The sequence below is a fragment of the Pseudomonas sp. GM50 genome (assembly GCF_000282375.1).
GTDB lineage: Bacteria > Pseudomonadota > Gammaproteobacteria > Pseudomonadales > Pseudomonadaceae > Aquipseudomonas.
Genome location: NZ_AKJK01000047.1, coordinates 1 through 21,502, shown reverse-complemented (window position 1 = coordinate 21,502; position 21,502 = coordinate 1). Strand labels below are relative to the sequence as shown.

Genomic DNA, 21,502 nt, shown 5'->3' with positions numbered 1-21,502 from the left:
CCCACAAACGAAAAAGCCCCGTCGCAAGACAGGGCTTTTCCAGCAACTACGTAATTATGCCGCGACGACGTCAGTCTTCGGGACAATGCTTACGTAACGACGACCGAAGGCGCCTTTTACTTCGAACTTGATCACGCCGTCGATTTTAGCGAACAGAGTGTGATCTTTGCCCATGCCAACGCCGTAGCCAGCGTGGAATTGGGTGCCGCGCTGACGCACGATGATGTTGCCCGGAATGATAACCTGGCCGCCATACATCTTCACGCCAAGGCGTTTGGCTTCTGAGTCGCGACCGTTACGGGTACTACCACCAGCTTTTTTGTGTGCCATGAGTTCAATTCTCCTAGTGAGGAATTAGGCTGAAATTAAGCCTGAATACCGGTGATTTTGATCTCGGTGTACCACTGGCGGTGGCCCATACGCTTCATGTGGTGCTTACGACGACGGAACTTGATGATGCGGACTTTATCGTGACGACCTTGGGAGATCACTTCAGCCACAACGGTAGCGCCAGGAACAACTGGAGCGCCGATATTCACGTCGTCGCCATTGGCAACCAACAGAACGCGATCAAAAGTAACGGATTCGCCGGTAGCGATTTCCAGTTTTTCGATCTTCAGGTATTCACCTGGAGCAACTTTGTACTGCTTGCCACCAGTAACGATTACTGCATAAGACATGGTATTTCTCCGATAATCCTGCTCACCCAGCTCTTTATAAGAAGAGGTATTGGCTGGCATGGCTGCATAAGGCTGGAGGCCTGTTTGCAATTGCGTAAGGCAGGTGCTGCCCAGGAAGTTCAGGGTGCGCGATTGTACGCAAGCTGCCGGGGCGATGCAAGAGGCTGTCCATCGCGCCTTGACAGGCCCGGACGTGGGTCCTAGCATGCCGCGCAACCCTTCTGGAGCAACTGTCGCTGATGCAACCCCAAGCTTTCTACCGCGCGGTGGCGGACGATTTTAGCGCCGTCGACGGCATCATCAAGAAACAGCTGACTTCCCGAGTGCCGCTGGTATCGAAAATCGGCGACTACATTACCTCGGCTGGCGGTAAACGCCTGCGCCCGTTGCTCGTGCTGCTGTGCGGCAAGGCACTCGGCCGCGAAGGCGACGACCTGCGCCTGTTGGCCGCGACCATCGAGTTCCTGCACACCGCCACCCTGCTGCACGACGACGTCGTCGACATGTCCGGCATGCGCCGTGGCCGCTCGACCGCCAACGCCATGTGGGGCAACGCGCCGAGCGTGCTGGTGGGCGACTTCCTGTATTCGCGTTCTTTCGAAATGATGGTCGAACTGGGCTCCATGCCGGTGATGAAGATCCTTTCGCAAGCCACGCGCATCATCGCTGAAGGCGAAGTGTTGCAACTGTCGAAGGTCCGCGACGCCAGCACCACCGAAGAAACCTACATGGAAGTCATCCGCGGCAAAACCGCGATGCTCTTCGAAGCCTCGACCCACAGTGCCGCGGCCCTGGCCGGCGCCTCGCCGGAACAGAGCGAAGCACTGCGCACCTTCGGCGATCACCTGGGGGTGGCTTTCCAATTGGTCGACGACCTGCTGGATTATCGTGGCGACGCCGAAACCCTGGGCAAGAACGTCGGCGACGATCTGGCCGAAGGTAAACCGACTCTGCCGCTGATCTACACCATGCGCGAAGGCACTCCGGAGCAGGCCGCACTGGTTCGTCGGGCGATCCAGAAAGGCGGCATCGAAGATCTGGAAAGCATTCGCGAAGCCGTTGAAGCTTCCGGTTCACTGGATTACACCGCGCAACTGGCCCGCGATTACGTGGCCCGTGCGATCAAGTGCCTCGACGCCCTGCCCGCCAGCGAATACCGCGATGCGTTGGTTGAGTTGAGCGAGTTTGCGGTAGCCCGAACGCACTGATCCACGCCCTGTAGGAGCGAGGCTTGCCCGCGAAGAGGCCGTGTCAGTCGACATAAGTGTTGTCTGTTACGCCGCCTTCGCGGGCAAGCCTCGCTCCTACAAATCATGTGTCGCCCCCTCCCCGTATAAACCCTATATAATGTGCGCTTTTTAGCCATCCTGAACCCAAGGAGCTTTAGTGAGCACGTTGCCACCCTGCCCGAAATGCAATTCCGAATACACCTATGAAGACGGTGCACAGCTGATCTGCCCGGAGTGCGCCCACGAGTGGTCCGCCAGTGGTGAAGCCGAAGTGGCCTCCGATGACACCGTGAAAAAGGATTCGGTCGGCAATGTCCTGCAGGACGGCGATACCATCACCGTGATCAAGGACCTCAAGGTCAAAGGCACGTCGTTGGTGGTCAAGGTGGGCACCAAGGTCAAGAACATCCGCCTGTGCGATGGCGACCACGACATCGACTGCAAGATCGATGGCATCGGCCCGATGAAACTCAAATCCGAGTTCGTCAGAAAAGTCTGAGTCTGCTGTATTCCATCCCGCGCCCGGCGTGGGATGGTGCTTCGCCCTTCCCCGCATCACCCAGCATTCCCGCGCAGTAGCCAAACGCCAGTCGCTTTGACGCCCAGCAATTTCCCCGCAGAAAAAAATACAAACCGCCAATAGACCCTTGCTATTTGATGAATAAGAATTATTCTCATTGAAACCCATCAATGGAGATGAGACTCATGACTTATTTGATCGATGCCTGGCTGGACCGCCCACACCCCTACCTCAGAATCCTGCATCGGGAAACCGGGGAAGTCTGTGCGGTGCTTGAAGAAGAAGCCTTGAACGAGCTGCAGGATCAGGGTGATCTGGACGTCAATGGCTTAAGTTCCAGCGAGCCGGTGGTGCTCAAGGAACTGGTACGCAATCTGTTTCTGTTCTGCTATGCCCGGGCGTTGCGCCCGACGAGTGAGCTGCACAACAAGATCGAACTATGAGTAACACTGCAAATCCCTGTAGGAGCGAAGCTTGCTCGCGAAACAGGCGACTCGATTCAAGCTTGAAACCGAGTTGATGCCTTCGCGGGCAAGCCTCGCTCCTACAAGATCACGGGATTACCAGGATTACAGAACGTCGAGCAGTTCGACGTCGAATACCAGTACGCTGTGCGGCGGAATGCTGCCAACGCCTTGAGCGCCGTAAGCCAGTTCGCTCGGCACGTACAGACGCCATTTGCTGCCGGCGTTCATCAGTTGCAGGGCTTCGGTCCAGCCAGCGATGACGCCGCCAACCGGGAATTCTGCAGGCTGACCACGATCGTAGGAGCTGTCGAACACAGTGCCGTCGATCAGGGTGCCGTGGTAGTGGGTGCGCACTTGATCTTCACGGGTTGGCTTGGCGCCTTCACCTTGAGTCAGCACTTCGAATTGCAGGCCGGAAGCCAGAGTGGTGATGCCTTCGCGCTTGGCGTTTTCAGCCAGGAAAGCCAGGCCTTCGCCAGCAGCGGCTTCAGCCTTGGCTGCAGCTTCGGCTTGCATGATTTCGCGGATAACCTTGAAGCTGGCGGACATTTCTTCCTGACCCACACGGCTTGGCTTGCCGGCGAACGCGTCGGTCAGGCCAGCCAGGATCGCGTCCAGGCTAACGCCCGGTGGCGGGTTGTCACGCAGCTGGTCGCCCAACTGACGGCCAATGCCGTAGCTGACGCGGGTTTCGTCGGTGGACAGATTTACTTCGGACATGACACTGCTCCGTTGTGCGGACGGCCCTGGAACTTGCCGTGCGTGCACAGCGCATCCCGGAGCGCCCGGAATCAAAAGGGCGAGCAGACTAGCACAGATGCCGTCACGTTGATGAGCCGTGTCGGCCCTGTCACGCGGAGCGGAAGGTGATCGGTACTTTCAGGCTTTCTTCGGTGCTGGCACCGCACATTTCATCCTGAACCGAGGTATGCACGACGTTGAACGACAACTTGGGAAAGGCATGAAGCACTTCACGCGCATGCTCGACCGAGCGCAGATGCAATATCTCGCCATGCGCATCGCGCAATGGATGCCCCGCGCCATGCATCCGTGCTTCCAGCACGTAAAACACGCCTTCCATCGAGATCAGGTTCAGCTCATCGACCTTTCCGGCGACGGCATACGCATTCAGCTCTTGCAGGTTCATGAGCGCACCTCAGGCAGTGGCGAGCCAGGACTTCTACATGGATATGCCTCGGCGGGCCAAAGTACAAGCCACAGACGACACCACCCGTCTGTTTCACACCGATTCCTGTAGGAGCGAGGCTTGCCCGCGAAGAGGCCGTGTCAGTCGACATAAGTGTTGCCTGTTACGCCGCCTTCGCGGGCAAGTCGGATCGCCGCACCGCTCGCTCCTACAAGGGCGGTGCAGATCAGTGCTTGGTCAGCTTGTCCAGATAGCCCATGGCAAATGCCGACACCACGAACGTCATGTGGATGACCACGTACCACTTCAAATGCTCGGGATCGACGTTCTTGGCGTCCATGAAGATCCGTAGCAGGTGGATCGACGAAATCGCCACGATGGACGCTGCGACCTTCATCTTCAACGAAGACGAATCCATGGTGCCCAGCCAGTTGAGCTTTTCCTTGCTGTCGTCGATATCCAGCTGAGAAACGAAGTTCTCATAGCCAGAGATCATCACCATCACCAGCAAGCCGCCCACCAGCGCCATGTCGATCAGCGACAGCAGTACCAGAATCAGATCCGACTCGGCCATCGAGAACACGTTAGGAATGACGTGGAAGACTTCCTGGAAGAATTTCAGTGCCAACGCCAGCAAGCCCAGGGACAAACCGAAATAGATCGGCGCCAGTAACCAGCGGGAGGCGTACATTGCATTTTCGATAAAGCGTTCCATTGAATCTCACACAAGGGGCTGGAAATGGCGGCGAGTATAACAGCCACCTGTTACACCCAGAAACCGCCGGAAAATCCGCAACCTGCGTGTGTGTGACAAAGTTTTTCTGCTAGTGTCCAGATCATTGACAGGTCAGCGACGTCGGACAGGAAGACTGGAAATGGATGTGCGATTGCCTTTAACGAGTGCCGGACTTTGCCTCATGTTGCTGCTCGGTGGTTGTTCACCCAGTGATGAGAAACGTCAGGGCAGCCTCGAAGAAAAGATCGCACAGTTCGAACAATCCCTGGAGACGATCGAGGATCCCAAACTCAAGGATGCCGTGGCCGAACTCGGCGGCTCACTCCTGTTGCTCGAACGCGCGCAACTCAGGCTCGACACCAAACCAGTGGTCACCGAATACGGCGAAGATGCTCTCGCAGTGCTCAAGCACTATCCCACGCCCCAGGCGCTGGTCGACACCTACATCAACGGTCTGTTCGTGCTGCACAAGGAGTCCAGCTCGGATTACCTGACCGATCTGCAGCCGGTATTCCCTTTCAACTTCAACATTCCGGGCGCGTTCCCTTTTCCTCATGGCCTGGAATGGCAATCGGTGACCCTGAGCAACAAGCGCGTCATCCCCTTCCAGCCGGAATGGTCGGAAACCGACCCCGGCATTCAGCTGAGCCCGTCGAGCTCCAACCTGACCAACCCCGATGATTTGACGGTGACCTACCCCTTCATCGAAGGCCTGGATGTGGATAAGAAGAACCAACCACAACCGGTGAGCCTGCAAGGCAAGGTGGAAGTCATCGCCCCACGCCGGCTCTACAGTTTCGACCTGACGAAAAAGGACGTCGGCCAGACTCGCACCAACGACAATCTCAGTGTCACCTTATTGAAACTGGGCGATAACTACGCCGAAATCGAATTCAGTAACAGCGCGCCGCTGGCCCCCGAGATACGTGACACATCACTCAACCCACTGATCGTTCAGGCCAGGGACGCCACCGGGCAATTCCTCTCGCGCTCGGGTGCGATCAACGAAACCGCCGCACAAATTGAGTTTTATCAAAAACAACTGGCGCAAATACAACAGCAGAAGACCTGGAGCGAAGCGTTCGAAAAACAGCTCGATGACGAGCAGCGTGCGTTTGAAAAGCAACAAACCCGGCATTACACCAAGGTCTACTTCAACGGGCCGATCGACACCGTCGAAGTCAGCCTGCTGGACTTCTCGACGGTCACGGTGACCCACAAGGACCTCGACCTGCCTATACGCCGCTTCGACCCGCACACCACGGAAAAAACCATCCAGCCACTGACCCTGCCGGTGGTGGTGTATGACGACCAGGCCGCGACCTGGCTCAAGGGCGCAACGCTGGGCGAGGAACAACTGAAAAAAAGTATCAGCATCAGTCAGTCAGTGGATGACCCGAGTGCCGCGCGCATCGAATTCGATCACCCCAGAAGCTTCAATGACGAGCTGCTCGGCACCTCTTTCAATCCCGGCGAAAGCCCGGTGACGTTCTTTACCCAAGACCGCAACGGCCAGCGCGATGGGCCGATCGAGCTGCCGCCGGAGGCGTATCAGGTCGACCCGATACGCGGCGACATCACCTATGATCTGAACCTGTTTCCAGAAACCCCGGCCTACGCCGTGGGCTCCATGCCGCAGTACCTGGCGACTGTCGACCGGCAAACGTACGACACCCGCCAGTTACCCAAAGGCCTTGAGCTCAAAGGGAATGCGTTGGTGGTGGATTTGAAACTGTTTCCAGCCCAGGACTGGCGTTTTTTCGCCAAGGACGACAGTGGCAACTATTTGAAGGAGATTCTTTCGGTCAGTCACGACGCCAGCGCGCAAGGCCCGGCGTTATTCGCGGTGCATTATTTCTATGGCCAGCCCACACGTCTGGAAACTTATCAGCGAACCAACCTCACCACCGTGCAATATGGGTTCGAGGTCAAACTCGACAAGGCAGAGCCAGGCAACCTTGATCAATAGTCTGTTCAGTGCTCGGGCCGAAACTCGGGACCGCTGAGGTTGCGGTAACGACCACCATTGATCTCTCGCAACTGGGCTTGCAAATGCAGACACCAGATTTGCGGGTCGTCGGCCAGTTCGTAGCCATGCAAAGTCAGGCTTTCAACAATAGTGTCGAGGATCGATTCAGCCACGACAGGCCCACGGAACGGGCCTTGGGCCTTGATGGCAGAAGGCTGCTCGCCGGCCATTCCGGCGGCGAAGAGCAAGGTCCACATGCCCGTATCTCCCGCCAGCGGGCGGATAGCACATTCGATACGAGTCACAAGACCCAGGCATTGACGGGTGAGGCAGAGGTTGCGCGACATGGCGGCGACCCTCGGTAGATCCGGTCTTCAGCCTCCACGGGAAGGCTGTCTCGATCCAGTGATTACTGTCGATATCCTTGAGCAGATAATAGAAGAAAAGTCTGGCTCGCACGCGAACCGAGACCAGAAGGTGCCGAGTGGTCACCGTGTGAATATTGACGCCATAATTGTGGCGAGGGGGCTTGCCCCCGTTGGGCCGCGAAGCGGCCCCGAAAGCGGCTGAAGCGGTTGATTAGAAACACCGTATCCATCGTTTACGACTGCTTCGCAGCCGAACGGGGGCAAGCCCCCTCGCCACAGCAAGCCCCCTCGCCACAGGAAGCTTGCTACTTTTGGCGGACAACTCAGGCCGGTTTGATTTCCAGCATTGCTTCCTGCGCCAACTCCTTTTCGGCTTCCTTGAGGTCTTCCTCGCTGATCATTTCCGCAATCACCCGCAAGCGTTCCACTACCCGCGCGTTGATGCTGCCTTCAGGGAATGCGCCATTTTCATCCGGTGCACCGGCCGGCTCGCCGACCAACAGGCTCAAGGCCTCGTCGGCCTGGCGCACTGCGTAGACATGGAACTGCCCCGCCCGCACCGCCGCCAATACCTTCTCGTCGAGCATCAGCGTGGCAACGTTGGCCTGAGGAATGATCGCCCCTTGCTCCCCCGTCAAACCACGGGCTTCGCAGAGTCGGAAGAAACCTTCGATCTTCTCGTTGACCCCACCCACCGCCTGCACTTCACCGAACTGATTGATCGAGCCGGTAATCGCGAAGCACTGCTTGAGCGGGGTTTTCGACAAGGCCGAGATCAGCGTGCACGCTTCGCCAAGAGACGCGCTGTCACCGTCGACATAACCGTAGGACTGCTCCAGAGCGATACTCGCGGAAATCGCCAGCGGGAATTCCTGGGCATAACGGCTGCCCAGATACCCGGTGAGGATCATCACGCCTTTGGAGTGAATCGGCTGGCCGAGGTTGACCTCGCGCTCGATGTCGACGATGCCGCTGCCGCCCGGATAAACCGTGGCGGAAATCCGCGCCGGCACCCCGAAGGCCGAATCGCCGACTTCCAGTACCGTCAACCCGTTGCACTTGCCGACCGCCGCGCCATCGGTGTCGATCAGGATGATCCCCGCCAGCATGTCATCGAGAATCCGCGCCGAAACGCGCCCGGTGCGGGTGGCCTTGGCCTTGAGCGCACGCTCGATGTGCCCGGCGTCGGTCATGTCGTCGCCCGCCAGGTCGCGAATGAAATCCGCCTCGCTGACCAGTTGGAACAGATCGCCGATCCGCGCCGACAGACGGCCCTGATGTTCTGCCAGACGCGCGCTGTAAGTCGCCAGGCGCGCCACCGCATCGGCGGTCAGCGGTGCCATGCCTTCCTCGGACGTACGAGTTTTGAGCAATTGGGCGAATTGCTCCAGGCTCTCGTCGACCATAGGGATGTCTTCGTCGAAATCCACCAGGACACGGAACATCTCCTGGAAGTCCGGATCGAGGTCTTGCAACGTGTAGTAGAGCTGTCGGGCGCCGATGATGACGACTTTGACCTGCAACGGAATGTGTTGCGGTGTCAGCGTCACGGTGGCCAGACGGCCCAACTCACCCAGTGGTGATTCCATTTTCAGCTTGCGCGATTGTATGGCGCGCTTGAGCGCATCCCAGACAAAAGGCTCGCTGAGCATTTTTTCCGCTTCGAGAATCAGGAAACCGCCGTTGGCCCGGTGCAGCGCACCCGGTCGCAGCTGCCGATAGGTGGTGTAGAGCGCACCCTGATCGGTGCTGTATTCAATGCGGCCGAACAGGTTGTCGTAGGTCGGGTGCGGCTCGAACACCACGGGCGCGCCGCCGCTGAACGGATGACCGACCACCAGGCTCGGGGCGTATTGCTCTTCGAGCAATTTGCGGGCGATGGCGTCGGTCTTGCTGTCGTCCACCAGTTGCTCGACCACCGTCTTGAGCAGGTACACCTGCATCGCTTGCAGGTAACCGCAAACGCCGGCGTTTTCCGCGTATTTTTCCGACAACGGCGCGAGCAATGGCTGCAAGGCCAGGGTGATGGTTTCTTCGTTGAGCTGACGCAGTTGATTGCTCGACTCGCGCTTCCATTGCGGAAGGCTGGCGAGCTCTTCGTTCAATCGCTCTTCCAGCCCGGAAATGTCCTCGTGAAAGCGTTCGCGCTCGGCTTCCGGCAACTGGGCGAACTCAGCCTCATCCAGTGCCTTGCCTTCGCTCATCGGGGTGAAGGCGATGTTGCTGCTGTCGCGGTAGAGCGCGACCTCTTTCTCCAGCGCCAGACGCTCGATCACATCCAGTGCACGGTCATAACGCTGGTTGAAAGCGCGGTCGATGGCGCTTTTCTTCTGCTGATAGGACGGGTGCTCGAACACCGCCGGAAAGGTCGCCAGCAGGTTGTCGATCAAACCGTTGATGTCGCCGATGAAGGCACCGGCGGTGCCCGACGGCAATTCCAACGCACGAGGCTCGCGCGGCTCATCGAAATTATTGACGTAAACCCAGTCCGCCGGGGTCTGCAGGCGCTTGCCTTCGGCCTTGAGGTAGCGTTTGACGAACGAAAACCGGCCGGTGCCGGGCTCGCCCATGACGAATACGTTGTAACCGGGGCGTGGCATGGCCACACCGAACTGCAAGGCTTCGACCGCGCGTTCCTGGCCAAGCACACCGCGGAAGGGCTCCAGATCATTGGTGGTAGAGAAGCTGAACTGTTCAGCGGAAAACGGACGGGTCAGCGCTTCAGGCGCTAGACGCAAGCTGGCAGCAACAGGATCAGGCATCGGGCTTCCTTACATCAGGCGGGGCAGATAGCGGCATTCTGGCGCTGCCCGTACCTCACTGGCAAGGCGCGCCTCAAGCCAAAGTCTAGACAAAGCGTCAGCCCCGGGCCGAGCGGCTCAAAATCAGTGTTTTCAAGGAATGTTTCGCAAAAGATTACGGAACCCCCGGAACCTGCCTAAACTCCAAGCTGCGCGGCTGGAACTAATAACCGGCCCACTGGCACCATTAGGGGCCAGCACCCTTGTCCATTGGTATGCACACAAAGAGAACATAGCTATGAAACGGATTCTTCTCGGTACTCTCTTCACCGCTGTATCCATCAACGCCATGGCTCAGGCGCCAGGCGGTCCGGACTGCGGTTGGGGCAACATGCTGTTCGAAGGTCAGCGTGGCACCCCGGCACACTTCCTGGCATCCACCACCAACGGCACTTCCGGTAACGCAACGTTCGGTATGACCTCCGGCACCAACGGTTGCTCGACCAATGCGTCGCTGACCTATGGCGGCAAATCCTGGATCGCCATGAATGGCATGATGAACGAGCTGTCCGAAGACATGGCCAAGGGTCAGGGCGAAGCGCTGACCACTTACGCCGTGGTACTGGGCGTGGCGCCGGAAGACCGTGCGCATTTCGCCGCTGTGACTCATCAGCACTTCCAGCAAATCTTCAGCAAAGTTGACGTGACCGCTGATGACGTGCATACCAACACCCTGGCCGTGCTGAAAAGCGACCCTCGTCTGGCCAAGTACGCTACTCAAGCTTAAGCTCGACCGGCCCGCTCCTTTCGGGGAGCGGGTTTTGTTTTTTGGACCTGGCCCTTTTGGCCTGCCCCTTTGGGTCTTTGTTTCTTTCGACTTAAGTTGCTCACTATGCTCAAACGCCTTGCCTGGCTGGCGCTCTGTGTCTGCGCCCCGCTGTCCGCCGCGCCACACATCGACAATCAACGTTTGCAGCAACTGGCCAACGACCCCTTCTGGATTTCCCTGGGTCATTACGAAACCGCCAAGCTCGGTGGCTGGCGCAGCTATGTCAGCGACAAGAAATTCTTTCTCGCCCCCGATGGCAATCAACACCCCGACCGCGAACTGGCAGCGACCGTGCAGGCACTGTACGCCCCGGCCAGCGCCGGCGAGCAGCATGCCCAATGCGTCTATCCGGCCCGCACCCGCTGGCTCAAGGCGCAACTTGCGCTGAGCGATCTGCCGACACCGGACTGTGCCGAGTTCAAGCAATGGTTCAAGGATGTTTCGCCCCACAGCGCGGTGATGATTTTCCCGGCGGCCTACCTGAACAGCCCATCGTCGATGTTTGGCCACACCTTGCTGCGCATCGATCAGGCCAATGTGCAGAGCGACAAGACGTCGCTGCTCAGTTACGCGATCAACTTCGGCGCCTACATCGAAGGTTCGGACAACAGCATTCTTTACGCCTGGAAAGGCTTGATGGGCGGTTATCCCGGGCTGTTCGCGCTGGTGCCGTATCAGGAAAAACTCTCGGAATACCGCAGCCTCGAGAACCGCGACCTCTGGGAATACCGCCTGAACCTGACCCAGCAGGAAACCGAGCGTATGGTCGAACACGTCTGGGAACTCAAGCAGATCCAGTTCGACTACTTCTTCTTCGACGAAAACTGCTCCTACCGCCTGCTTGAGTTGCTGCAGGTAGCGCGGCCGAGCCTGAAGTTGACCGAGCAATTCCCGTTGACGGCCATCCCCACCGACACGGTCAAAGCGGTGAAAGAAGCCGGACTGGTGGAATCGATCGAGTATCGCCCGTCCCGTGAGCGTGAACTGCTGAGCCGCGCCGAGCCATTAACCGTTGAAGAGCAGGAATGGGTGCTGAAAGTCAGCGCCGATCAGACGCAATTGCAGACTCCGGCGTTCAAGGCTCTACCTCGCGACCGTCAGGCGTTGATCATCGATGCGGCTTATCGTCTGGAGCGTTATCGCGCCAATGGTCAGGAGCGTGACCCGCAACGGGCTCAACGCAGTTTCGAATTGCTGCGCGCAATCAATCAAAACCCGCCCCCGGAGCTGGAAATTCCACAACCCGGCTTGCCCGAGGACGGTCACGAATCCCGTACCTGGCAGGCCGGCATCGGCACCCGAGGCGACAAAGCCTTCGGCGAATATGGCCTGCGCATGGCCTATCACGACCTCAATGACAACATGGAAAGCTTCCCCCTTGGTGCGCAGATCGAAATTCTGCAGATGAAGCTGCGTCAATACGAAGGCAATGACTGGCAGTTGCAGCAACTGGACCTGGCGACCATCCGCTCGCTGACTCCGCGCAATGAGTTGTTGCAACCGCTGTCGTGGCAAGTCACCGGCGGCCTGGAGCGCGTACCGGGCAAGCATGACGACGAAACCCTGGTCAGCCATGTCAATGGCGGTGGCGGCGGGACCTGGCAACTGGGCGACGACATGCTCGGTTTCGCCTTGGGCACCGTGCGTGTTGAGCATAACAACGACTTCGCGGGCTTCATCGCTCCGGCGGCGGGCTTTAACAGCGGCCTGCTGTGGAAAAACCCGCTGGGCAATTTCAGCCTGGAGGCCAAGGGTGATTACTTCACCAATGGCGAGGTGCGCCGGAGTGTGAGCCTGAATCAGCAGTGGGAATTGTCGCGCAATCTTGGGGTGCGCCTGAGTGCCCAACGCGAATTCAGCCACCTGGCTTCGCCCGAAAACGAAGTGATGCTTGAGGTGAAGTGGTATCACTATTGATCTGCCCCCTGTGGGAGCGAGCCTGCTCGCGATGAGGCCATCACATTCAACATCCATGCTGCCTGTTCCACCGCCATCGCGAGCAGGCTCGCTCCCACAACGGATCTGCGCTACCCCACAGATTAATCACAAGCCTTTCACATACACCCGACAAATCCGCTTCTAAACTTCCCTTAGAGACCGTTGAACGGCTCGGGAGTCCGAGATGTGGCGTTGCGTGGGTGTGTTGGGGTTATTGGTAGTGATCACGGGGTGCCAATCGACCCACGAGGATCTGATCGCCAAGGGTTATCCGCCGGCGTTCGCCGATGGCTTCGATGACGGTTGCATTAGTGGCCGGCAAGCCGCCGGGGCGATCACCGGTGAGTTTCGCAAAAATGTCCCGCGTTACCTCAAGGACAAGCAATACGCCGAAGGCTGGACCGATGGCTTCCGTCAGTGCCAGGCCATGCGTGAAAACGAGGATCGTAACGAGTACAAGGACCGCCATTGGGACGAGCGCGAACGGGCCTGGCAACAAGAGAAAGACAGGGACGCCGCGCGAGCCTATCGCTCGCAATAAGTCGCTTACAGACATTCGTCGAAACTTAAAGCCTGCGACCATGGCCCAAACCCTATAACGGGAGAACAGCATGAGTCGCGCCTTCGTCAATGAAGATAACGCCGCCGCGCAAGCCGATCAGCCAGTCGAACGGCAGGTCAGCGCGCAGCCCAATTACGTCACGCCAGTGGGCCTGGCGCAGCTTCAGGCGAAAGTCGCCGAACTGCAAAAACTGATTGATGAGGAAAGCGCCAAAGGTGAGCTGGCCGATAAGCAGCGCCAGGCCGACCTCGATCGCGACTGGCGCTACTTCAAGCAACGCCTGCAAAGCGCCCAGGTGGTCGCCCAAGCCTTCTCGACCGACAAAGTGCAGATCGGCAACTGGGTGACCTTTGCCGACGAACACGATCATGAGCAGCGCGTGCAATTGGTCGGAGAAGACCAGGCGGATGCCACCCATGGCTTGATCAATTGGAGTTCGCCGCTGGGGCGGGCGTTGCTTGGGGCGCAGGTGGGCGATGAAGTGCTGTGGAAGCGACCGGCGGGGGATTTGGTGATTGAGGTGTTGGCCATAGAGATTGGGTGAACTCGATGACGCCTTCGCGGGCAAGCCTCGCTCCTACAGGTCGTGCAATTCTTCTGTAGGAGCGAGGCTTGCCCGCGAAGGACGCGACTCGGTCTTGCTGAATACCCATAAAAAAACGGAGCCCCGAAGGCTCCGTTTTTGCTATGCGACCAACCTGAAATCAGGCCAGTTTCTTGTGCCGTACGCGGTGCGGCTGGGAAGCCGCTTCGCCGAGGCGTTTCTTGCGATCGGCTTCGTACTCGGTGTAGTTGCCTTCGAAGAACACCGCTTGCGAGTCGTCTTCGTACGCCAGGATGTGAGTCGCGACGCGGTCAAGGAACCACCGATCGTGAGAGATCACAATGGCGGCGCCCGGGAAGTCCAGCAAGGCTTCTTCCAGGGAACGCAGGGTTTCAACGTCGAGGTCGTTGGACGGTTCGTCGAGCAGAAGGACGTTGCCGCCCTCTTTCAGGGTCAGGGCCAGGTGCAAGCGACCACGCTCACCACCGGACAGGTCCTTGACGAACTTCTGCTGATCGCCACCCTTGAAGTTGAAGCGACCGACGTAGGTGCGCGACGGGATTTCGTAGTTGCCGATGCGAATCTGATCGGAACCATCGGAGATCTGCTGGAACACAGTCTTGCTGCCATCCAGGTCTTCACGGCTCTGATCGACGCACGCCAGTTGCACGGTTTCGCCGACTTCGATGGAGCCCGAATCCGGTGTTTCCTTGCCCATCAGCATACGGAACAGGGTCGATTTACCGGCACCGTTACCGCCGATCACGCCAACAATGGCGCCCTTAGGCATGGAGAACGACAGGTTGTCGATCAGCACGCGATCGCCGTAGCCCTTGCTGACGTTCTTGAACTCGATGACCTTGTCGCCCAGGCGCGGACCGGCCGGGATGTAGATCTCGTTGGTTTCGCTGCGCTTCTGGAATTCCTGCGATTGCATTTCTTCGAAGCGTTGCAGACGAGCCTTGGATTTGGACTGGCGGGCCTTGGCGCCTTTGCGCACCCACTCCAGTTCTTCCTTCATGGCCTTTTCGTGAGCCGACTGCTGCTTGGATTCGGCCGCCAGACGATCGGACTTGGCTTCGAGCCAACCCGAATAGTTGCCCTCGTACGGGATACCGGCGCCGCGGTCGAGCTCGAGGATCCAGCCGGCGACGTTGTCCAGGAAGTAACGGTCGTGCGTGATCGCAACCACGGTGCCCGGGAAATCGTGCAGGAAGTGCTCAAGCCAGGCGACGGAATCGGCGTCCAGGTGGTTGGTCGGCTCGTCGAGCAGCAGCATGTCCGGTGCGGACAGCAGCAGGCGGCACAGGGCCACACGACGCTTTTCACCACCGGACAGGAATTCGACCTTGGCATCCCACGCCGGCAGACGCAGCGCATCGGCGGCGACTTCCAGTTGGCGATCCAGGTTGTGACCGTCGCTGGCTTGCAGGATGGCTTCAAGCTTGGCCTGTTCTGCCGCCAGTTTGTCGAAGTCTGCATCCGGTTCAGCGTAGGCCGCGTAAACCTCGTCCAGGCGCGCCTGAGCGTCCTTGATTACGCTGACCGCTTCCTCGACCACTTCACGAACGGTCTTGGTCGGGTCCAGGATCGGTTCCTGCGGCAGGTAGCCAATGTTCAGGTCCGGCATCGGACGGGCTTCACCGTCGAACTCTTTATCGACGCCGGCCATGATTTTCAGCAGCGTGGACTTACCCGAACCGTTGAGACCGAGTACGCCGATCTTGGCGCCAGGGAAGAACGACAGCGAAATGTTTTTCAGGATTTCCCGCTTCGGCGGAACAACTTTGCCCAGCCGATGCATGGTGAAGACGTATTGAGCCATGGAGAACCTTGGGTCAGTGACTGATGAATGATTGGAGCGCAGGCGATGCCCGGCCAGGCCATGCGCGTCGTTCGTTTGATGGGTATCAAGGCGTGCGCGCTGAAAAAACCTGAGTCTAGGGGGCGTTCTCAATTAGTTTCGCCACCGCGTTGTCGCCTTAAAGCGGGCCAGGCAAGGCGCAGGCCGCTGGGAATGGTTGTTCCCTTTCCAAGGCCTGCAACGCAGCCTGGCCCGCTTTAAGGCACAACCCGAAGGGCCGGGCCTGCTGTTGTGCAGGGCTGCGTTGCTCGAAGCTTATTTGGAATGACCAAACCACGCTTCTCGCGCCTTGCCCTGCACAACAGCAGACCCGGCGCGGCGGTGAAACTAATTGAGAACGCCCCCTAGGAGCTGGAACGCTCCCGCGTAACCGGCAAAGCTACCTTATTGATAGAAGGCAGTCCAGCCGAGCGGGGACTGGCACTTCGCCACAACTCAAGGCATGCTAGCCGCCCTTCGGGCGTCCGGCTTATAGTGCACGTCGCGCCAGTCCAGCCAAACCGCAGGATTACAGTTTGTCCAAGGTCACTCCGCCATCGTCCGTGAGCGCACTCAATCCTGCGACCGGCTCACCCCTGCGCGGAACCTTGAAGGGCGCGCTGGCAACCCTCGTGCTGTTGCTGCTCGCACTGCTGTTCTGGCAGCTGCTGGATCAGCTTCGCGAAACCCAGAAAAACCAGCGCCAGTACACCATCGACTACTCCGCCGATCTGGCTTCGCAGGTCAGCCTCAACATGGCACTCAATGCCCAGATCGCCCTTAACCTGCTACCGATCATCGAACAACCACAAAGTCCCGACGAACAGCAGGCGTTGCTACGCAAACTGCAGCAATCGCTGCCCGACCTGCGCAGCCTGGCACTGCTCAGTCCCTCCGGAAAAATCCTCAGCGACAGTGCCGCCGACAGCCCGGACGCCCATTACCTGAGCGAACTGGTTCAACGCAGCCGCGCCCAGGCCCACTATTTCAGCAATGCCGACGACGGTTCGGTGGTGCACCTGCTGCTGCATCAGGCCAGCGGCAGTACCCGCGGCTATTGGGTCCTGCGCCTGACGCCAACGTTCTTCTCCTCACTGACCAAACAGGCCGACGTCGGCATCCGCCCCCAGTGGCTGGTGGAAAACCGCATCAATCATCAAATCATCAGCCGCGATGACGCCCAGCCCTCGGCCAAACCCGCCGTGCTGACAGCCGACGAACTGGCCAACAGCGTGCTGACAATCCCCTTGAGCAGCAGCGATTGGCAACTGCGCGGGCTGTTCGACCGGCAACGGGTGATCGAACAACTGCTGCCGGCGTTCATCGGCAAATGCCTGCTGGGTCTGGCCCTCTCCTTGTTGCCGTTCATCGCTCTGCTGAACATTCGTCGCCGTCAACGCCAACTGCATGAAGGCCGTCGACGCTATCAGGACATTTTCGAAGGCACCGGCGTTGCGTTGTGCGTGCTCGACCTGTCCGGGCTCAAAAGCATCTTCGACAAGGCTCAACTCAACAGCAGCGAGCAGTTGAAGGCCTGGCTCGAGACACCGGAGCAACGCCAGCAACTGCTGCAGGAACTGCGCATCACCGAGGTCAATCAGGTCGCCCTGCAATTGCTCAATGTCAATTCCTGCGATCAAGCCTGGAAATTGCTGATCGACGGCTGCCCATTGGACTGCACGGCCATCGGCAATCAAGTGCTCGAAGCGGTGTTGCACCAGCAGAAACAGCTTGAACTGGAAATAAAACTCCAGGACGCCAATGGCCGCGACCAGCATTTGTGGCTGGTACTGCGTCTGCCGGAAGATCAGGCCGACTACAAAGCGGTGATCCTGAGCATCAGCGATATCACCAGTCGCAAGCTCATCGAATTGTCGCTGCTGGAGCGTGAAGGGTTCTGGTCGGACGTGGTGCGCACCGTGCCGGATCATCTGTATGTGCAGGATGTGGTCAGCCAGCGGATGATCTTCAGCAACCATCACCTGGGGCAAACGCTGGGTTACAACCGCACCGAACTGCACCAGATGGGCGAGTATTTCTGGGAAATCCTGTTGCACCCCGAGGATGCCGACTACTACCACCGATCACGCCAGTCCCAACGTCACGCGGGTTACACCCAACTGATGCAATGCCAGCTGCGTTTCCGCCATCGCGATGGCAAATGGCGGCGTTTCGACATTCGCGAACAGGCCCTGGCGCGGGACAAACACGATCAGGTCACGCGCATCATTGGCGTGGCCAAGGACATCACCGAGCAGATCGAAGCCAGCGAGTCCCTGCGCGACAGCGAGCAGCGTTACCGGATGCTCGCCGAAAGCATCAGCGACGTGATTTTCTCTACCGACAGCAAGATGGCGCTCAATTACGTCAGCCCCTCGGTGCAAGCCGTACTGGGCTTCGACGCCGACTGGATATTCCAGAACGGCTGGCAATCGACCATCGCCAACCCGCAACAACTGACCGGCATCTACAGCCTGATGGACCGGGTCAGCAAAGCGCTGGATAAGCCCGAGCAACTGGCGCTGCTGCGCAGCCAGGTGCAGACCCAGCTGTTTCTGTTCGACTGCCTGCGGGCTGACGGACGCAAGATCCCCATCGAGTTGCGTCTGGTGCTGGTCTGGGACGAACACGGTGCCTTCGAAGGCGTGCTCGGGGTCGGCCGCGACATCAGCCAGCAACGCCGGGCCGAGAAAGACTTGCGCATGGCGGCCACGGTATTCGAGCACTCGACCTCGGCGATTCTGATCACTGACCCGGCCGGCTATATCGTCCAGGCCAACGAGGCTTTCAGTCGCGTCAGCGGCTATGCAGTGGCCCAGGTCCTCGACCAATTGCCGAACATGCTCACTGTCGATGAGCAGCAGGAAGCCCATCTGCGCTATGTGCTCAAGCAATTGCACCAGCACAGTACCTGGGAAGGCGAAGTCTGGCTCAAACGACGCAATGGCGAGCATTACCCGGCCTGGGTCGGGATTACGGCAGTACTCGATGATGAAGGCGATCTGGCCAGCTACGTGTGTTTCTTCAGCGACATCAGCGAACGCAAGGCCAGTGAGCAGCGGATTCACCGCCTCGCCTATTACGACGCCCTGACTCACCTGCCCAACCGCACGCTGTTCCAGGATCGCCTGCACACCGCGCTGCAATCGGCTGAACGGCAGAAGTCCTGGGTGGTGCTGATGTTCCTCGACCTGGACCGTTTCAAGCCGATCAACGACTCCCTGGGCCACGCCGCCGGCGACCGTATGCTCAAGGAAATGGCCACGCGCCTGCTTGGTTGCGTCGACGATGACGACACCGTGGCACGCATGGGGGGTGATGAGTTCACTTTGCTGCTGCAACCGCGGGTCAACCGGGAGATCGCGCTGAACCGGGCGATTCACGTGGCCGAACAGATCCTCGCCAGCCTGGTGAAACCGTTCGTGCTGGAAGGCCGCGAGTTTTTTGTCACTGCCAGTATCGGCATCGCCCTGAGCCCTCAGGACGGCAGCGAACTCAGTCAGCTGATGAAGAACGCCGACACGGCGATGTACCACGCCAAGGAGCGCGGCAAAAACAACTTCCAGTTCTATCAGGCCGACATGAACGCCAGCGCCCTGGAGCGTCTGGAGCTGGAAAGCGACTTGCGCCATGCCCTGGAACAAAACGAATTCGTGCTGTACTACCAGCCGCAATTCAGCGGTGACGGCAAGCGTCTGACCGGCGCCGAAGCCCTGCTGCGCTGGCGCCACCCACGCCGCGGTCTGGTGCCGCCGGGGGATTTCATTCCGGTGCTCGAAGAGCTCGGGTTGGTGGTGGATGTCGGCGACTGGGTGATCAGCGAAGCCTGCCGTCAGCTCAAGACCTGGCATCAGGCCAAGGTGCGGGTGCCGAAGGTCTCGGTGAACATTTCGGCCCGGCAGTTCTCCGACGGGCAGCTCGGCACACGGATCGCGACCATTCTCAAGGAAACCGGCCTGCCGCCGGCGTGCCTGGAGCTGGAGTTGACCGAAAGTATTCTGATGCGTGAAGTCAGCGAGGCGATGCAGATCCTCGCCGGGTTGAAAAACCTCGGCCTGAGCATTGCGGTCGATGACTTCGGCACCGGCTATTCATCGCTCAACTACCTCAAGCAATTCCCGATCGACGTGCTGAAAATCGACCGCACTTTCGTCGATGGCCTGCCCTCGGGGGAACAGGACGCACAAATTGCCCGGGCGATCATCGCCATGGCCCACAGCCTCAACTTGGCGGTAATCGCCGAAGGCGTGGAAACCCACGAGCAACTCGACTTCCTGCGTGAGCATGGTTGCGATGAGGTTCAGGGGTATCTGTTTGGCCGGCCAATGCCGGCGAGTCGGTTTGAGGCGCAGTTCAGCAATGATGCGTTGTTCATGTTTGATTGAGACTCAGCGGCGCCTGTCATGACGCCTTCGCGGGCAAGCCTCGCTCCTACAGACGGTGCTATCCGTAGGAGCGAGGCTTGCCCGCGAAGAGGCCCGCACAGACACCGCAAATCCTGCGCATGAACACCACTTGTCTGCGACATGATGTCCTTTCATATGCCATCTAAAACCCATTGGGTTAGAATGCCCCCCTTTTCTGCCCCGATCCTTGAGGACCGCCATGTTCAGCCGTGATTTGACTATTGCCAAGTACGACGCCGACCTTTTTGCCGCCATGGAGCAAGAAGCTCAGCGCCAGGAAGAACACATTGAGCTGATCGCTTCGGAAAACTACACCAGCCCTGCGGTGATGGAAGCTCAAGGCTCGGTACTGACCAACAAGTACGCCGAAGGTTATCCGGGCAAGCGCTACTACGGTGGTTGCGAGTTCGTCGACGTGGTTGAGCAACTGGCCATCGACCGCGCCAAAGAACTGTTCGGCGCCGATTACGCCAACGTTCAGCCACACGCCGGCTCCCAAGCCAACAGCGCCGTTTACCTCGCCCTGCTGCAAGCGGGCGACACCATCCTGGGCATGAGCCTGGCCCACGGTGGTCACCTGACCCACGGTGCCAGCGTTTCGTCTTCGGGCAAGCTGTACAACGCTGTTCAGTACGGCATCGATGCCAACGGCCTGATCGACTACGACGAAGTCGAGCGCCTGGCGGTTGAGCACAAGCCAAAAATGATCGTGGCCGGTTTCTCTGCCTACTCGCAGATCCTCGATTTCCCGCGTTTCCGCGAAATCGCAGACAAAGTCGGTGCCTACCTGTTTGTCGACATGGCTCACGTGGCCGGTCTGGTCGCCGCTGGCGTCTACCCGAACCCGGTTCCATTCGCTGACGTCGTGACCACCACCACGCACAAGACCCTGCGCGGTCCACGTGGCGGCCTGATCCTGGCTCGCGCCAACGCCGACATCGAGAAGAAGCTGAACTCCGCGGTATTCCCGGGCGCCCAGGGTGGCCCGCTGGAGCACGTGATCGCTGCCAAGGCGATCTGCTTCAAGGAAGCGCTGCAGCCTGAGTTCAAGGCCTACCAGCAACAAGTGGTGAAAAACGCCCAGGCCATGGCCGGCGTGTTCATCGAGCGCGGTTTCGACGTGGTGTCGGGCGGTACTCAGAACCACCTGTTCCTGCTGTCGCTGATCAAGCAGGAAATCTCCGGTAAAGACGCCGACGCCGCACTGGGCAAAGCGTTCATCACCGTAAACAAGAACTCGGTACCGAACGATCCACGCTCCCCGTTCGTCACCTCCGGTCTGCGTTTCGGTACTCCGGCTGTGACCACTCGCGGCTTCAAGGAAGCAGAGTGCAAAGAGCTGGCCGGCTGGATCTGCGACATCCTGGCGGATCTGAACAACGAAGCGGTGATCGACGCCGTTCGTGAGAAGGTCAAGGCCATCTGCAAAAAGCTGCCGGTATACGGCGCTTAATTGCCCCGCTAAACCGCAGTAGTGAAAAAACCGGTCAGTGATGACCGGTTTTTTTTCGTCTGCAAGCTCC

At 59.0% G+C, this 21,502-nt stretch carries 18 protein-coding genes; 10 read left to right on the top strand and 8 right to left on the bottom strand.

Features of this window, described 5'->3' with window-relative positions; genetic code table 11:
- Window positions 1–54: 54 nt before the first annotated feature.
- Window positions 55–330 (bottom strand): 50S ribosomal protein L27, encoded by a 276-nt coding sequence (gene rpmA, locus PMI30_RS18640; protein ID WP_007901871.1) that lies wholly within the window; start codon window positions 328–330, stop codon window positions 55–57.
- Between the two features lie 35 nt (window positions 331–365).
- The gene (gene rplU / locus PMI30_RS18645) at window positions 366–680 is read right to left on the bottom strand and encodes a 50S ribosomal protein L21 (RefSeq protein WP_007901869.1); all 315 of its coding nucleotides are present in this window, start codon (window positions 678–680) and stop codon (window positions 366–368) included.
- A 239-nt stretch (window positions 681–919) separates the two neighbouring features.
- On the opposite strand from rplU, the gene PMI30_RS18650 reads away from it, so the two are divergent.
- The 3 genes from PMI30_RS18650 (at window position 920) to PMI30_RS18660 (ending at window position 2,872) form a co-directional block, all read left to right on the top strand.
- Complete coding sequence (locus PMI30_RS18650; RefSeq protein WP_008008687.1) at window positions 920–1,888, top strand: polyprenyl synthetase family protein; 969 nt, start codon at window positions 920–922, stop codon at window positions 1,886–1,888.
- Between the two features lie 178 nt (window positions 1,889–2,066).
- Window positions 2,067–2,408 (top strand): zinc ribbon domain-containing protein YjdM, encoded by a 342-nt coding sequence (locus tag PMI30_RS18655; RefSeq protein ID WP_007901863.1) that lies wholly within the window; start codon window positions 2,067–2,069, stop codon window positions 2,406–2,408.
- Between the two features lie 206 nt (window positions 2,409–2,614).
- Window positions 2,615–2,872: a PA4570 family protein gene (locus PMI30_RS18660; protein ID WP_007901862.1), complete on the top strand. Its 258-nt coding sequence runs from the start codon at window positions 2,615–2,617 to the stop codon at window positions 2,870–2,872.
- A gap of 126 nt (window positions 2,873–2,998) precedes the next feature.
- Here PMI30_RS18660 and PMI30_RS18665 read toward each other — a convergent pair whose 3' ends face one another.
- The 3 genes from PMI30_RS18665 to PMI30_RS18675 form a co-directional block, all read right to left on the bottom strand.
- Window positions 2,999–3,616, bottom strand: a complete 618-nt coding sequence (locus tag PMI30_RS18665; RefSeq protein WP_007901858.1) for an FKBP-type peptidyl-prolyl cis-trans isomerase — start codon at window positions 3,614–3,616, stop codon at window positions 2,999–3,001.
- A 130-nt stretch (window positions 3,617–3,746) separates the two neighbouring features.
- Window positions 3,747–4,043, bottom strand: a complete 297-nt coding sequence (locus tag PMI30_RS18670) for a DUF6482 family protein (RefSeq protein WP_007901853.1) — start codon at window positions 4,041–4,043, stop codon at window positions 3,747–3,749.
- A 226-nt stretch (window positions 4,044–4,269) separates the two neighbouring features.
- Window positions 4,270–4,758 carry a TIGR00645 family protein gene (locus PMI30_RS18675; RefSeq protein WP_007901849.1) on the bottom strand — a complete coding sequence of 163 codons (489 nt, stop codon included), beginning with the start codon at window positions 4,756–4,758 and terminating at the stop codon, window positions 4,270–4,272.
- A gap of 160 nt (window positions 4,759–4,918) precedes the next feature.
- Between PMI30_RS18675 and PMI30_RS18680 the strand changes: the two genes are divergently transcribed.
- On the top strand, window positions 4,919–6,748 hold the full coding sequence (locus PMI30_RS18680; protein ID WP_008008683.1) for a hypothetical protein: 1,830 nt from the start codon (window positions 4,919–4,921) through the stop codon (window positions 6,746–6,748).
- Between the two features lie 5 nt (window positions 6,749–6,753).
- Here the strand turns inward: PMI30_RS18680 and PMI30_RS18685 are convergent, their stop codons facing one another.
- Together PMI30_RS18685 and PMI30_RS18690 are read right to left on the bottom strand one after the other, a co-directional pair.
- The gene (locus tag PMI30_RS18685) at window positions 6,754–7,095 is read right to left on the bottom strand and encodes a PA4575 family protein (protein ID WP_007901845.1); all 342 of its coding nucleotides are present in this window, start codon (window positions 7,093–7,095) and stop codon (window positions 6,754–6,756) included.
- 344 nt (window positions 7,096–7,439) lie between these two features.
- Window positions 7,440–9,878: a Lon protease family protein gene (locus PMI30_RS18690; RefSeq protein ID WP_008008682.1), complete on the bottom strand. Its 2,439-nt coding sequence runs from the start codon at window positions 9,876–9,878 to the stop codon at window positions 7,440–7,442.
- A gap of 277 nt (window positions 9,879–10,155) precedes the next feature.
- On the opposite strand from PMI30_RS18690, the gene PMI30_RS18695 reads away from it, so the two are divergent.
- From PMI30_RS18695 to PMI30_RS18710, 4 genes are all read left to right on the top strand, one after another.
- Entirely contained in the window at window positions 10,156–10,644 is a 489-nt protein-coding gene (locus PMI30_RS18695) for a DUF3015 domain-containing protein (RefSeq protein WP_008008680.1), read from the top strand.
- A gap of 105 nt (window positions 10,645–10,749) precedes the next feature.
- Window positions 10,750–12,603 carry an Lnb N-terminal periplasmic domain-containing protein gene (locus tag PMI30_RS18700; protein WP_008008679.1) on the top strand — a complete coding sequence of 618 codons (1,854 nt, stop codon included), beginning with the start codon at window positions 10,750–10,752 and terminating at the stop codon, window positions 12,601–12,603.
- A 205-nt stretch (window positions 12,604–12,808) separates the two neighbouring features.
- Window positions 12,809–13,165 carry a hypothetical protein gene (locus PMI30_RS18705; RefSeq protein WP_008008678.1) on the top strand — a complete coding sequence of 119 codons (357 nt, stop codon included), beginning with the start codon at window positions 12,809–12,811 and terminating at the stop codon, window positions 13,163–13,165.
- 70 nt (window positions 13,166–13,235) lie between these two features.
- Window positions 13,236–13,730 (top strand): GreA/GreB family elongation factor, encoded by a 495-nt coding sequence (locus PMI30_RS18710; RefSeq protein WP_008008676.1) that lies wholly within the window; start codon window positions 13,236–13,238, stop codon window positions 13,728–13,730.
- A gap of 160 nt (window positions 13,731–13,890) precedes the next feature.
- Here the strand turns inward: PMI30_RS18710 and ettA are convergent, their stop codons facing one another.
- On the bottom strand, window positions 13,891–15,555 hold the full coding sequence (ettA, locus tag PMI30_RS18715) for an energy-dependent translational throttle protein EttA (RefSeq protein WP_007897178.1): 1,665 nt from the start codon (window positions 15,553–15,555) through the stop codon (window positions 13,891–13,893).
- A gap of 554 nt (window positions 15,556–16,109) precedes the next feature.
- On the opposite strand from ettA, the gene PMI30_RS18720 reads away from it, so the two are divergent.
- Both PMI30_RS18720 and glyA read left to right on the top strand, forming a co-directional pair.
- Window positions 16,110–19,958 carry a bifunctional diguanylate cyclase/phosphodiesterase gene (locus tag PMI30_RS18720; RefSeq protein WP_008008674.1) on the top strand — a complete coding sequence of 1,283 codons (3,849 nt, stop codon included), beginning with the start codon at window positions 16,110–16,112 and terminating at the stop codon, window positions 19,956–19,958.
- Between the two features lie 220 nt (window positions 19,959–20,178).
- Complete coding sequence (gene glyA, locus PMI30_RS18725; protein ID WP_008008672.1) at window positions 20,179–21,432, top strand: serine hydroxymethyltransferase; 1,254 nt, start codon at window positions 20,179–20,181, stop codon at window positions 21,430–21,432.
- The last annotated feature ends 70 nt before the right edge of the window (window positions 21,433–21,502 follow it).